The organism is Arsukibacterium sp. (assembly GCF_033721375.1).
Classification (GTDB): domain Bacteria; phylum Pseudomonadota; class Gammaproteobacteria; order Enterobacterales; family Alteromonadaceae; genus Alishewanella.
Genome location: NZ_JAWWAP010000001.1, coordinates 655,935 through 669,607 on the forward strand (window position 1 = coordinate 655,935; position 13,673 = coordinate 669,607).

The 13,673-nt window shown below is 48.2% G+C and carries 11 protein-coding genes and 1 tRNA gene; 2 read left to right on the plus strand and 10 right to left on the minus strand.

All coding sequences use genetic code 11. The annotated features are described in order from the left end of the window. Positions 1–35 precede the first annotated feature (35 nt). Positions 36–2,543: a PilZ domain-containing protein gene (locus R3187_RS03040; RefSeq protein WP_318965220.1), complete on the plus strand. Its 2,508-nt coding sequence runs from the start codon at positions 36–38 to the stop codon at positions 2,541–2,543. Here R3187_RS03040 and R3187_RS03045 read toward each other — a convergent pair. Together R3187_RS03045 and serB are read right to left on the minus strand one after the other, a co-directional pair. Next, on the minus strand, positions 2,540–3,472 hold the full coding sequence (locus R3187_RS03045; RefSeq protein ID WP_318965221.1) for an alpha/beta fold hydrolase: 933 nt from the start codon (positions 3,470–3,472) through the stop codon (positions 2,540–2,542). The genes R3187_RS03040 and R3187_RS03045 overlap by 4 nt on opposite strands. Continuing rightward, positions 3,469–4,527 carry a phosphoserine phosphatase SerB gene (gene serB, locus R3187_RS03050; protein WP_318965222.1) on the minus strand — a complete coding sequence of 353 codons (1,059 nt, stop codon included), beginning with the start codon at positions 4,525–4,527 and terminating at the stop codon, positions 3,469–3,471. Before serB ends, R3187_RS03045 begins: the two co-directional genes overlap by 4 nt. Positions 4,528–4,606: 79 nt before the next feature. On the opposite strand from serB, the gene R3187_RS03055 reads away from it, so the two are divergent. Next, on the plus strand, positions 4,607–5,194 hold the full coding sequence (locus R3187_RS03055) for an AhpA/YtjB family protein (RefSeq protein ID WP_318965223.1): 588 nt from the start codon (positions 4,607–4,609) through the stop codon (positions 5,192–5,194). Here the strand turns inward: R3187_RS03055 and R3187_RS03060 are convergent. From R3187_RS03060 to R3187_RS03095, 8 genes are all read right to left on the minus strand, one after another. After that, positions 5,180–5,983: a TatD family hydrolase gene (locus R3187_RS03060; RefSeq protein WP_318965224.1), complete on the minus strand. Its 804-nt coding sequence runs from the start codon at positions 5,981–5,983 to the stop codon at positions 5,180–5,182. The genes R3187_RS03055 and R3187_RS03060 overlap by 15 nt on opposite strands. Continuing rightward, the gene (gene pdxH / locus R3187_RS03065) at positions 5,974–6,615 is read right to left on the minus strand and encodes a pyridoxamine 5'-phosphate oxidase (protein ID WP_318965225.1); all 642 of its coding nucleotides are present in this window, start codon (positions 6,613–6,615) and stop codon (positions 5,974–5,976) included. The genes R3187_RS03060 and pdxH overlap by 10 nt, the downstream gene beginning before the upstream one ends. Then, on the minus strand, positions 6,615–8,354 hold the full coding sequence (gene argS, locus R3187_RS03070; RefSeq protein ID WP_318965226.1) for an arginine--tRNA ligase: 1,740 nt from the start codon (positions 8,352–8,354) through the stop codon (positions 6,615–6,617). Before argS ends, pdxH begins: the two co-directional genes overlap by 1 nt. Positions 8,355–8,366: 12 nt before the next feature. Next, a complete protein-coding gene (gene prfC / locus R3187_RS03075) occupies positions 8,367–9,953 on the minus strand; it encodes a peptide chain release factor 3 (protein WP_318965227.1) in 1,587 nt (528 codons plus the stop codon). Positions 9,954–10,054: 101 nt separating this feature from the next. Further along, positions 10,055–10,507, minus strand: coding sequence for a ribosomal protein S18-alanine N-acetyltransferase (gene rimI, locus R3187_RS03080; RefSeq protein WP_318965228.1), 453 nt, complete (start codon positions 10,505–10,507; stop codon positions 10,055–10,057). Then, positions 10,494–10,841, minus strand: a complete 348-nt coding sequence (locus R3187_RS03085) for a hypothetical protein (protein WP_318965229.1) — start codon at positions 10,839–10,841, stop codon at positions 10,494–10,496. Before R3187_RS03085 ends, rimI begins: the two co-directional genes overlap by 14 nt. A 12-nt stretch (positions 10,842–10,853) precedes the next feature. Further along, a tRNA-Trp gene (locus R3187_RS03090) sits at positions 10,854–10,930 on the minus strand. Positions 10,931–11,081: 151 nt separating this feature from the next. Continuing rightward, complete coding sequence (locus R3187_RS03095; RefSeq protein WP_318965230.1) at positions 11,082–13,154, minus strand: S9 family peptidase; 2,073 nt, start codon at positions 13,152–13,154, stop codon at positions 11,082–11,084. Positions 13,155–13,673: the final 519 nt, after the last annotated feature.

Genomic DNA, 13,673 nt, shown 5'->3' on the forward strand with positions numbered 1-13,673 from the left:
AGACGCCTGAATTTTGGCATCTGAATATTGAAACTATGACCTCTGAAGACCTGAAAGACTATGTTGGCATAATTGAGCGCATGAAAAGCCTGATGAACTCTGCTGAATTCGATAAAGTTTTCAGTATGCTGACATCAGACTTGCCCAAATCCAAACAATTTCTGCTGAAAATGGAATTAAAGCGGATGGCCCAGCCATGCGACTATTTTATTGATTTGCGTGGCCACGTGGATGGAGAAGTGCGTCCTTATGTTTACCGGGAAAAAACCCACTATATGGACGACAAAGCCATTCAGATATTTGAAAGTGGCCTTAAACAATATGGTGGTTACACCTTAGGTGTATACGAAGAGGTGATGAACGCCGACAATAATTTTCGGGTTATGCACAAAAAGGAAACCGCACAACGGGTTAAATCAGCGTTGCAAAGTAATGATACCGCAGAGAACAGCTCTGTTGGCCAGCAAAACGAGCAAAATTCAGCAAAATTAGTCACCTTTGGTCATTACGTCAACCGTACTGAAGAGCGGATGAATTTTGGTATAGATGTCGAAGTTGTTATTAATGACGGTCGGTTTATGGCGACCACCAGTGACTTGTCAATTTCAGGCTGTAAATTAAAGATCCCCAAAGGCAGAACTGCTGAGCCAGGCGATATCATCACCATTAATTTTACCGGTCTGGAACAGGAGTTTACTCTGGATATCCCTGGCGGGGTCCAATACTCTCTGGTGGAGGTTGAACAGCTGGATAAAGTCAATTACTGGCGGCTGAAAAAGCTCCCGTCGGAACAGGATCAGGGGTTCAGTAATTTTCTGCAAAAGTTTATTCACGGCAACAAACGCCGCTATAAAGTTAACTTAGATAATACTACTGATGCTGTAACCACTAAGGGATACGAGCAGTTTTACCTGCCAAGGCTCAATAGCCTGCCGGTATATCTTGCTGTCAATGAAGGTGCAGTAAGCCCACGGTTTGCTCTGACAACTGATTACAACAAATCCGTTTGGCATTATTTTCTGGACGAGCAACAGCGTTCAGTACTGATCACTTTACTGACCGTTAAACGGTTGAAATCCCTGCTGGCTCAACCCGGCCCTGAACGCTCTACCATCCTGTACTGTTTTACTCATGCAGCAAAAGGTAAGTTGTATTTTTACTCGGCAACCGCCGAAGAGTTGCTTGCCGCTGCCGACTTAAGGGATAGTTTCTTCGGTTTTGGCGCGGCCAAGCCAAGCTGGCGGGTTTTTCATCTGAATCTGATTAAAACCACAGCTCAGCATGCCACTGAAACCTTCACCCTGCCTGCTGCGCCACAAACGACAGAACAAAATCCGGCTAAAGCGGCATTAACTCCATTAGTGCAGGGTGTTATAAAAAACCTGCGCTATATTGCCTGTATTACCGATATCAGCGCTAACAATGCAGTTAACTACCAACAATATCGCTACAACCCGGCGTTGCTTAGTCAGTTAAACCAGTTCGGTCATCGCAAATTACCGCAGGTGCCTCCCTGTGAAGCTGTACCGGTACAATATATAAACCTGCGGGCTGAATCACGTTATTTATATAAAACCACAGTGCAGCTGCGCCAAAACGAGCAACTGGTAGCAGGGTTCAGCCGGGACTTCTCCACCGGCGGCTTGCAAATAGAAACAGTAGAACCCGTGCGCTACAGTAAGGGCGATATTGTGTATCTGGATCTGGTCGATTTACAGAAAATCACATCTAAACACCAGTTAACCCAGTTACCTTATGAAGTAATGGCAGTTAGTAAAAGTCATACCATTATGAACCTGCGCGCGATGCCAACAGCAGATGGCCATACCGGCAAGCAATTTTTTCAGCAACTCATTCAGAATAACCGGGCTAAGCTAACCCTGGCAGAAGAAACGCCCAAATACCCGGGTCTATCCGAAGCATTACGCAGTATGTATTTAAAAGCATTAAATAACTTTGCTTTTTATCTGCACAGAAAAGGCATACGTTATGAATTAAATGTGATAGCTCAGGGGGCGACTCCGAACGCATTGCATACTTTGTTAGTACAATATAGTAAAAATGGTCCACTTGATCTTGAGCTATTGCTGAAAAACAGTACCGCCAACCTGCAATTTGCTCAGCAGCTGAAAGCGATGAAACGGTTTGACCCGCCAAAAAGCTATGAGCTGTATATTAAAGCACCCCGCCACAGCGCAGCAGCAACTGCCCCGCTGGAAAGCTATTACGATTACGAATTCGATGACGAGCAGCAAAAACAAGCTTTTATAAGAAATACCCTACGTGACGCAACCTTATTTGCTTTCAGGTTGTTCTTGTCCCGCACCGGACGGCCCGATACCGACTATATTGCCAGAGAAATAAACTATATCAGCGTTTATGCTATTCATCGGGCAAAAACCCTGGAAGAAGAACTCTGGAGTGTAGCCGGGGTTGGGGACGCAGTTGATATCAGCAAAGAACTGGCCTGGCGTTACGGCTGCATAGAGCAGGCAGAAGATTCAGCACTGCGCCAACAGCAATCGCTTAGCAGCAACCGTTAAGTAGCTGCAGCTTGCCCGGAATGCTCAGCAGATTCAGGTAGGTCTACCAGCCACTGGTTAAGCTGGATGAAATGATCTTCAGTGGCTTTAGGATGGGTCAGCATCGAAATATGATCATAGTCGTGCAAATACCCAGCGGCCCGTCCCAGCAAGATATATTTGCCATCTTGCTGGCCGGTTTCGTTAATAAAGTGCTGCACATCGACCGGATGACCCAGCACAGTGTCATTAACCGCGGCAAAGTGCCAGCTGGGAGGCCAATCAGTCTGCTGGCTTGCGGCGGCATAATCGAAACCATCGGTCAGATCGGCAAAAGGCGCACCATTTATCCAGTTAATAGTATCTGTTAAAAACTCGGTAGGTTCATTATCAGCGCCAAAGCCCCACTTTCTGGCCGGGATGTAGCCATACTTGCGCCCCAGCCACGGCGCAAAACGGCTCCAGAGCCAGTCTATTTTTATTTTCCGCTCCAGGCTGCGAACGCTGATTACCCTTTTGGTACCAAAATAGACTTTTGCCCGCACTTTACAAAGCAGTTCAGGAAAGCGAGCTAATGACGCGGCAAGCAGCACGCCTCCCCATGAATGAGCGATGACCGTTAGCGGCTGCTGATGCTGCTGGTAAACAAATTCAATTAATGCCGGAATATCCCGGGTAATGACCTGATGCTGACTTTGATTGAAACCCGTACTAAGCGACGGTTGTGATAACCCCCGGCCAGCAAAATCGGCACAATAGCCAATAAAACCCTGATCAGCCAGATAGCAGGCTAAGCCTTTACCTGAGTTGCTGTAAAAAATACGACCGTTTTCAATAGCGCCATGCAGATACAATACCGGACTTAACGCGCCTTGCAGTGGTATTAAGCGACGCACATGCAGCTGGTACTGTTGTAAATCAACATAGACTGAGCTTTGTTGATGTTTCATACAGGGTCCAGTAAATAGAGTAATTGCAATAGCGAGCCATGATTAATTCTGGCTGAAACCGCGGCCTGAACCTTAGGTTTGGCATGAAACGCCACCCCCAGTGCAGCTGTTTTTAACATCGGTAAGTCATTGGCACCATCACCAATAGCAACAGTCTGATTTTTGGCGATACCATAAACTTCAGCCAGTTTACCAACTGCTCTGGCTTTAGCATTAGCATCAACGATAGCTCCGACAACTTTACCTGTTAGTATTCCGTTTTCAATTTCAAGCACATTGGCAAAAGTAGCTGTAAGCCCCAAACGCTGTTGCAGCGCATCAGTAAAGTAAGTGAAGCCCCCCGAAGCGATTGCCACCTGCCACTGCTGCTGCTGCAGGTAATGCACCAGCTCGCTTAAACCCGGCATCAGCGGCAACGTTGCCAGCACCTGTTGCAACACCGCTTGCGGTGCCCCCTTTAATGCTGCGACACGCTCGGTTAAGCTGGCAGCGAAGTCCAGCTCACCATTCATCGCCCGCGCAGTAACTGCTGCGACTTGCGGCCCAACTCCTGCCAGCGCCGCGATCTCATCAATACATTCAATACTGATAGCTGTCGAGTCCATGTCCATCACCAGCAAGCCAGGTTGCGATAAGCTGACCGGCTGCTGCAGATAAACCAGCTCAAGCTGTTGCTCAGAAGCAAAGACATACAATTGCTGCTGCAGCTCAGCTGATAACGCACAACTAAGAGAAAGCTGCACAGCTGCTGGCAATTGCGGATGGGGTTGTAGTAATGACGCCCGTACTCCGGTATCAGCGGGTATAAACTGGCAGATCCTGTAAAGCAGCATGCCATCAATCGGTTTCCCAAACAGACGAATTGAGCTACTGCCAAGCTCACCGGTCCTGGCGTGCTCTGGTGCAGATTCAGACAATAAATGTGCGGGTGCTGCGTTTTGCAACAGCAGTTGCCCGCCATCTGCCTGTAACCAGAGTGCGGCCTGCTCTGTCAGTAAGGCAGCGATATCGGCAGCAGATAGCCGGGATGGGCTGACGGAAATTGAGAACGACAATGGGCAACCTATACTTGAAGTTAATACCATGGCATGCTTAGCGCATCCGGGCCAGCAGCAGTTGTTTGTTTAAAAAAATATGCAGAACAATATCGCAATACCAAGCTCCACTTCAAGTTTTATTAAGCTGGTTCAATTAGCTATTGCGGTAGCGGGCATTTGGTTTGTATTGCACAGCTGGGTAAAAACCAGCTATCAGGGCCAGGCTATTTTGCAAAATCAGGCTGAGCAACTGATGCGTGAAAATCTGCTTACTTTATCGCAGGCTGCAGCTTACCTGATTGAGCATGATCAGCTTGATGGTCTGGAACAGTTGACCCGCAATATTGCTGCCAGTCCTTTTTTATATGATGTGGTATTTTACGACAGCAATGGCGTGCGTATCAGCTGGTCGGAAGCCAGTGCGGCCGCCAGAGTCATGTATGGTAAGTTTGCCAGTCAGCCCTTAGTGCCGCTGGTGCAGGAAATCCGTAATGAGCAGCAGCTGCTTGGCTATATTAAAATCAGCCTGCAACCGGATACCAAACTCAACCCCAGCTTTGCCCGCTGGCAGCAATTGATGCACCACCTGCTATTACTATTGTTGTTAACCGGCCTGATAGGCTATTTGCTGCGCCGCAGCTTCTCGCGCTTCTCAAGGCAGGGCTTTCGTTTAACCAAGCCTTAACACCTGCTCAGTATTCTGCCACAGCGCTTCGGCCAACTGCTCAGGATTTTCGCTACGTAGCCGACAAAAGGCTTCGAATACTTTGGCCAAATGCGCAGGGGTATTAATCTTACCCTGCTCACCGGCAAGCGGCATAGAAGGCGCATCTGTCTCCAGTACAAAACTGCTTAATGGCAGTTTTTTTACGGTATTACAGGTTTTCTGTGCCCGTTCAAAGGTAATAGTGCCGCCAATTCCCAGCTTAAAACCCTGATCCAGAAACGCTTCAGCCTGCTGCTGACTACCAGAGAACGCATGTAAAATACCGCCTTCGGAAAATTGTTGTCGTTTCAGCTCAGCCAGCAATTGTGGCTGACTTTTCCGATGGTGCAGAATAACGGGCTTAGTATGACATTTAGCGACCGCCAATTGCGCCGCAAATAGCCGTTTTTGCATCGTAAAGGTATTTTCAGGCAGCGCAAAATCCAGACCTATTTCACCGATGGCACAAACGCTATCAGCATGCTGTTCCATCAATACCGCAAGGGTATTTACGTCTGCCAAACTGTGTTTAACAGCCCACCAGGGATGAATTCCCAGTGCGATATGCCAGCCGGGTTGTTCACTGTATAGTTTAAGCAGATTATGCCAGGCTGCCTGCTCGACTGCCGGGATCACCAGCGCAGCCACCCCGGCATCTTGTGCCTGTTGCCAGTGCCAGCTTTGCGCTGTGGCCAGCTCAGGTAAGTTGAGATGACAGTGGCTGTCAAATAGTTTTAAAGGCGCGGCTGCTGCGCTATTTAAGGACATAACCTTTCAATGTGCCATGGCTTATCACTGTCGCTTTTGCTGTACATAAAGCGATCATGTAACCGGTGCTCCCCCCCCTGCCAGAACTCTATTTTATGAGGGCGCACTAGAAAGCCGCCCCAAAATGATGGCAGTGGCACCTCACCGTGTTGAAACTTGTGTTTTATCTCTGCAAATTTCTGCAGCAAGGCCTGGCGGGTCGACACCGGCCGGCTTTGTTCTGATGCCCAGGCGGCCAGCTGACTTTCTTTAGGCCGCGACACAAAATATTTCATTACCTGCGAGCTTGCCACCCGTTCAGCGGTACCATAAACAATAACCTGCCGCTCCAGGGGGTGCCAGGGAAAATGCAGACAAACCCTGGGGTTTTCCCCCAGCTCGGTAGCTTTGCGACTGCCAAGGTTGGTATAAAAGGTAAAGCCATCATGATTAACATCTTTTAAAAGGACCAGCCGTTGTGATGGCTGGCCTTGCTGATCGGCAGTCGCCACACACATTGCCGTCGGATCCGGTAGTTCTGCCGTTATGGCATCTTGCAGCCACAACTCGAACTGGGCAATCGGATCAGGATTAAGCTTGTCTGCATCAAGCCGATCCTTAGTGTAACTGCGGCGAATATCGTCAATTTTCATTACATACGCTCCATTACCTCAATACCCAGCAAGTCCAGCCCCTGCTGCAGTATTTTGGATGTTAATATACTGAGCATTAAACGGCTGTCCCGTATTTCTGGTTCAACGCCCTCTTTGAGCACCGGGCAGGCTTCGTAAAAGCTCATAAACAAACTGGCCAGCTCATACAGGTAGTTACACAGCAAGTTAGGCTGGGCATCTTTTATCACCATCTGCAGGGTTTCTTCCAGCCGCAGTAACTTCACTGCCAACTGTTTTTCCTGGGCTGAATCCAACAGGATTTGCGCCGTAAAATCGTCAGCGACGTCTGCTTTACGCAAAATACTGCGCACCCTGGTATAGGCGTATTGCAAATAGGGAGCTGTTGCACCTTCAAAGCTGAGCATCGCATCCCAGCTGAAAATATAGTCGCTGGTACGGTTTTTTGATAAATCAGCAAATTTAACAGCGCCAATGCCAACCTTGTTAGCAATGTCAGCAATATCTGCTGCGCTTAAGTCTGTTACTTTCTCTGCCAAAACAGCTTTGGCACGCACCACGGCTTCGTCCAGCAAATCTACCAGTTTAACGGTTCCGCCGCTGCGGGTTTTAAAAGGTTTGCCGTCTTCACCCATCATGGTGCCAAAGGGGCAGTGATCATAGGCTGTGCTATCGCGCAGATAGCCTGCTTTGCGTGACACCAGTTCCACCTGCTTAAAGTGCAGCGCCTGGCGGGCATCGGTAAAGATAATTATCCGATCGGCTGATAACTGATGGCTCCGATACTGGCAGGCCGCTAAATCGGTAGTGGAATACAAAAAGCCACCACCGGTTTTCTGAACGATAAAAGGCGACGGATTGCCTTCTTTGTCGGCAAGTTCGGTTAAAAACACCACCAGCGCGCCCATACTCTCGACGGCCAGCTTCTTTTGTTTTAAATCGTCAATAATGCCATGCAACATACTGTTATAAGCACTTTCCGGCTTAATATCAGCATGTTTCAATGTCACGTTTAATTTCTGATATACCTCATCACTGTGCTTAATTGAGGTATCAATAAACAATTGCCACAATTTTTGACAGTGGCTGTCACCACTTTGCAGTTTTACGACATAATCGCGCGATTTATCGGCAAAGCCGGCTTCATCATCAAAGCGCTTTTTCGCTTCACGATAAAAGTCTTCCAGATCCGCCAGTGCAACCTGCTCTAAATCAATACCTGCCGCCAGCTTATCTTCCAGATGGGCGATCAGCATACCAAACTGGGTGCCCCAATCGCCCATATGGTTCTGCCGGATAACTTTATCGCCCCAGAACTCCAGCGAGCGAACCACAGCATCACCAATAATGGTGGAACGTAAATGGCCAACATGCATCTCTTTGGCTAAGTTAGGCGCCGAGTAATCTACCACCACCGTTTGCGGCTGCGGGTTAATACTTACCCCCAGGCGCTTATCTGCAGCAGCCAGCGATAATTGCTGTGCCAGCCAGTCAGCTTTAAGGGTTACATTGATAAAACCCGGGCCGGCTATCTCAGCTTTTTCAGCAATATCATCAAGATCCAGTGATGCCAGCAGCTTGCCGGCCAGTTCTCTGGGGTTGGTTTTCATTAACTTTGCAGCGCCCATAGCGCCATTTATCTGATATTCACCAAATTCAGGCCGGGTGCTTTGGGTAACAGCCGGATTGGTACCTTCCGGTAAACCTAACGCAGTAAAGCCGGCTAACGTTCGTTCACTTAGTAGTTGCTTAATATTCATATCACCAGCCTGTCAGTGTTCACGGGTTTTCTGGAAAGAAATTTTCGGATAGCGCTCTGTTGCCAGGTTCAGATTCACCATCGTCGGCGCGATATAAGTCAGGTTATCACCACCATCCAGCGCCAGATTAGCACTGGCCTTATTCTGAAATTCCTGCAACGCTTTACCATCGTCGCTGTATACCCAGCGCGCCGTTGCCACGTTGACACTCTCATACAGGGCATCAACGTTGTATTCAGATTTTAAACGGCTGACAACCACATCAAACTGCAATATACCGACTGCCCCCACGATTAAATCATTAGTGTCCAGGGGCCGGAATACCTGGACCGCCCCCTCTTCTGATAATTGCACCAGGCCCTTAAGTAGCTGCTTTTGTTTTAACGGATCGCGTAAGCGAATGCGGCGGAACAACTCAGGGGCAAAGTTAGGAATACCGCTAAACTGCATATCCTCACCGGTGGTGAAGGTATCGCCAATTTTAATGGTACCGTGGTTATGTAACCCTATAATATCACCGGGATAAGCTTCATCCAGATGCTCCCGATCGCCGGCCAGGAATGTCAGCGCCTGTGGGATCAACACATCTTTACCAATCCGGACATGCCGTACCTTCATACCTTTTTCATACTTACCGGAAACAATTCGCAAAAATGCAACCCGATCACGGTGTTTCGGGTCCATATTGGCCTGAATTTTAAAGACAAAACCACTAAAGCCGCTCTCAGCAGGCTCAACGGTACGGCTATTCGTAAGACGAGACTGTGGCTTGGGCGCCCACTGAGTCAGACCATCCAGCATATGGTCAACACCGAAGTTACCAAGGGCCGTACCAAAAAACACCGGCGTTAACTCGCCTTTTAAAAACAGCTCCTGATCAAATTCATTACTGGCACCCTGTACCAGCTCCATTTCATCACGCAGCTGTCCAGCGAAATAGCCAATCCGTTTATCCAGTTCCGGGTTATCCAGACCTTTAATAACGTCTAAATCCTGGATGGTATGACCCATGCCTGATTTATACAAAATAACTTCGTCACGCAGAATATGATAAACGCCTTTAAACTCCTTGCCCGAACCAATTGGCCAGGTAATAGGCGCACAGGCAATTTTTAATACGCTTTCCACTTCATCGAGCAAATCGACAGGGTCGCGAATATCCCGGTCCATCTTGTTCATAAAGGTAATAATAGGCGTATCACGCAGCCGGGTAACTTCCATCAGTTTAATTGTGCGGTCTTCAACACCCTTGGCGCCATCGATAACCATTAAACAGGAATCCACGGCCGTTAAGGTACGATAAGTATCTTCCGAGAAATCTTCGTGGCCGGGGGTGTCAAGCAGATTGACCAGACAATCGTTATAAGGAAACTGCATTACCGAGGTGGTAACAGAGATGCCGCGCTCTTTTTCCATTTCCATCCAGTCAGAGGTCGCGAACTGGCCTGACTTTTTACCCTTTACCGTGCCGGCTTTTTGGATCAAGTGTCCAAACAGCAGCACTTTTTCAGTAATAGTGGTTTTACCGGCATCCGGGTGCGAAATAATAGCGAAAGTCCGTCTGCTGTCTATTTCATGCAGAAATTTATCTTTAGTCATGGTATCCAATATCAGTTAACAACCAGAGTGCTGGCTGACAAAACAAAGAAAATAATTGCCGGGGATTATAGCAGCATCACTGGCGCTGGCACAGCGTGGGATTAATTTGCAAAGCGCAGCGGCAAGCACATCATTATTGCGTCTTCCATACCGGTAGCGCTGCGATAGTAGTTTGGCCGGCAGCCTGCTTCGATAAAACCATGCTTCTGATATAAATGAATAGCAGACAGATTTGAGGCTCTGACTTCCAGCCAGGCTTCTGTCGCAGCACGCTGCTCGGACTGGGCAATAAAATGGCTAAGCAACTGGCCGCCCAGCCCTTTACCTTGCTGATCGCTGCTGACACAGATATTAAACAACTGACTTTCAATAGCAATAAACTGGCCAAAATAAAAACCCAGCAACTGCTCATCAGCGAACAGACCAAAATTAAAATACTGACTACCGAAGCAGGATTTGAAAACACCTTCAGTCCATGGATAGCGATTGGCCTGCGTTTCTATGGCCAGCAAGGCTGGAATATCGGTAACAGTCAGGGGTTTAATCAGCATCATTAACTAATTGCTGTTGCAGCAATGCCCAGAGTTGTTGCTTTGCTGCAGGGTGTTGTAATGTATTAAGTATTGGCGTAACCAGGACGCTGCCGTTTTCGGTAAGTACGCTTTGGCTTGCAGCAGGATTGAGCAACCAGTCAGAGATTGAAGTTTGTGCTAACAGCTGCCTGATATCGCGGCTTAATAAACCGTCTTCCGGCTGCAGTAAGGTTGCGGTATCAGCGGCTAATGTTGCAGTCTGGTCTGGGGATCCAGCAAAGAAGCAATCACGGCGCTGCAGTGGCTTAATATTAAGCTGTCGGAGTAACTGAGCCTGGCTTGCTGATATATTCATAATCAAGAGAAGTGGCAGGGGCAGAGGGATTCGAACCCCCAACCATCGGTTTTGGAGACCGCTGTTCTACCAATTGGAACTATGCCCCTAGCGTTGGAGGCGCCATTATACAAAAGCCGCTCCAAAGGTAAAGCAAAAAGCTGTACTAACGCATTCAACTGCATATAAAACGAGCATCCTGTTTCAGAAAACGCTTATCCTGACATAAGCCCGATCGTCTGGCTACCGGGCTTATCTGTGTTATTGTGCCGCCTTATCAGTACTGACTTTGTTATCTGTACCGCTATTATCCTGCCGATATTTTTCGAACCAGTACAGAATATAGGCCGTTTTTGCCATTAAGTTACTTGGCCGGCTGTATATCGAATGTGATGCTTCAGGGATCCTTACCATAGCAGTATCAACGTCAAGCAGTTGCAACGCCTGATAAAACTGTTCAGTCTCTGAGATTGGCGTACGATGATCAGCCTCACCTGTCATCAGCATAGTAGGCGTTTTAACATTGCCTACATAGCTTATAGGTGAATACTTCAGATAATGCTCCGGATTTTCCCACGGCATCGCAGGAAACCAGTATTGGCTGAAATAACTGTACATATCTGCGTTCAATACAAAACTAATCCAGTTAATAACCGGCTTTACCGATACTGCAGCGGCAAAACGGTCGGTGTGGCCAACTATCCAGGCCGTTAGCGCTCCGCCACCACTGCCCCCGGTAACAAATAACTCTTTTTCGTCGATAAAACCTTTAGCAATTACTGCATCAACCCCATCCATCAGATCGTTATAATCCTGGCTGGGGTAATTATGATGGATTAAGTTTGCAAAATCTTCACCGTAACTGGTGCTGCCACGCGGGTTGGTATAAAGCACGACGTAACCCTTAGCAGCCATTAACTGCAATTCCATCGCGAAATGCGGGCCGTATGCCGTATGCGGACCGCCATGGATCTCCAGGATTAACGGATATTGTTGTTTTGGGTCAAACTCTGGCGGAAAGATAATCCAGCCCTGCAACTTACGCTGATCTGCTGTTGAATTGTACCAAAACTCTTCTACCTTACCGATATCCCGCGCAAACAGCAGATCAGCATTCAATTCGGTTAAAGTCCGCTTTTTACCTTTAATAATTACCGCCAGCTCAGCCGGCTGCTGGCTACTCATCTGAGTGTAGGCAACCAGGCCGTTATTTGCTGCAGTAAACTGACCACCACTGTACGGCCGGCCATAGGAGCCTCCGCCCAAATCTGCAGTAATAATGCTGCGTTTACCGGATAAGGCTTGTTCAGCCAGAATACCTTTACCTTCATTATCATAAGAGATATATAAGGCTTTGCTGTTGGCTAGCCACTGAAAATCATCAATAGAACGATCCAGATCCTCAGTTAAGTTGCGGATATTACTGCCGTCAATATTCATCACATACAACCGATTAGCCTGATGGGCCAGTTTTCGATCGTCAAAACCGACATAGGCTATTTGTTTACCATCAGGCGATAATAACGGTCTGTTATCAGGGCCATTACGATCGGTCAGTTGGGTTAACTTACGGTCGTTCAACGTTAGCTTAAAAAGCTCACTGTTTAATGGTTTAGACTGCCACTCAGGATGGCGATTGGCTGAAAAATATACCGCTTTACTATCATTTGCCCAGCTAATTGTACCAGAATGATTAAAATCGCCCTCAGTCAACTGAATGGCTGAACCGCCGGATGAAGGCATAATGTAGATATGCCGGAAACCTGATTTGGTATAGCCGGCACCATCAACCCGATACTGTTTACTGTCAATATAAACTGCGGCTTTAGCCCAATCTGCGTTTTCCGGCTTGCCAGGCAGGGTTACCGGTGACTTAGCCGGTTTTGGCGTAAACATACTAAAGGCCAGCCAGTTGCCATCAGGTGACCAGCTTACATTGGCAGGGCTCTGAGTTAATTGCCCCAGCTGCGATGTCCGACCTGAATCCAGCCATTTAATATGGATCTGACCATTGGCAATATACGCCAGACGTTTATTATCCGGTGCCCAGCGGGGCGAACTGGCATTGATATCTTTATCTGTTAACGGCTCAAGCTGCTTGCCGTCGGCAGAGCTTAACCACAACGTCATACGCCGACGATCTGCTTGCTTATCCATCCAGTTGCGCACAAACACAATCTTATCGCCGCTGGCATTTGGCTGAGGATCAGATACAAATTCAAGTTCAAACACATCTTCATATTGCAGCGGCTTAGCGGCAACACTAAAGCCAGAAAGGCTGAATAACAGCGCTGTTGTCAAACACAGACAGCTTGTTAGCTTGGTTAAACTCATCTGAATATCCATTGGTTGAAAATTGTCAGATGATACTAGCCTATTTTTGCAGCGAGGTGAAAGAGTTGCGCTTAAGCGGGCAAAGACAGAGATAAGCCGGCGGTGTACTACATTGCTCACCCCATCCCTGGGGTTCGCCGCTACGCGGCCAGCTGAAGCTGTCTCACAAAACGGCAGGATGGCCGTTTTGCACAGCTCTGCTGCCGAAGGCGAGCAACAAGGATGTTGTGGTGCATAACGTTCCGGACGTTTTTGTTGCATGTGGTCGCCCTACTCTCGCATGGCGACAAAACTGCCTGGAGCAGTTTTGGACTGCCGCAGGCAAGTCGCGAAGCGATGCTGACAGGGAGGGTCAGCACAATGCCACACCCCGCAGGGGCTGTGGTTGAGACGCGCCCGGAAATAGCGAAGACATGGAGCTATTTCAGTGTCGAAAGCGAGGCCCCGGGACGGCCGAGCCGGCAAGGCGTGCCATGAATGGTACGCGGCGTGGGTATCGGCGGTGTACTACATTGCTCA

Excerpts from the sequence above, each read along its gene's own strand:
- R3187_RS03040 (WP_318965220.1), top strand. The coding sequence starts at position 36 with ATGACCTCTGAAGACCTGAAAGACTATGTTGGCATAATTGAGCGCATG.
- R3187_RS03045 (WP_318965221.1), bottom strand. The coding sequence starts at position 3,472 with ATGAAACATCAACAAAGCTCAGTCTATGTTGATTTACAACAGTACCAG.
- R3187_RS03055 (WP_318965223.1), top strand. The coding sequence starts at position 4,607 with ATGCAGAACAATATCGCAATACCAAGCTCCACTTCAAGTTTTATTAAG.
- R3187_RS03060 (WP_318965224.1), bottom strand. The coding sequence starts at position 5,983 with ATGTCCTTAAATAGCGCAGCAGCCGCGCCTTTAAAACTATTTGACAGC.
- pdxH (WP_318965225.1), bottom strand. The coding sequence starts at position 6,615 with ATGAAAATTGACGATATTCGCCGCAGTTACACTAAGGATCGGCTTGAT.
- argS (WP_318965226.1), bottom strand. The coding sequence starts at position 8,354 with ATGAATATTAAGCAACTACTAAGTGAACGAACGTTAGCCGGCTTTACT.
- prfC (WP_318965227.1), bottom strand. The coding sequence starts at position 9,953 with ATGACTAAAGATAAATTTCTGCATGAAATAGACAGCAGACGGACTTTC.
- rimI (WP_318965228.1), bottom strand. The coding sequence starts at position 10,507 with ATGATGCTGATTAAACCCCTGACTGTTACCGATATTCCAGCCTTGCTG.
- R3187_RS03085 (WP_318965229.1), bottom strand. The coding sequence starts at position 10,841 with ATGAATATATCAGCAAGCCAGGCTCAGTTACTCCGACAGCTTAATATT.
- R3187_RS03095 (WP_318965230.1), bottom strand. The coding sequence starts at position 13,154 with ATGAGTTTAACCAAGCTAACAAGCTGTCTGTGTTTGACAACAGCGCTG.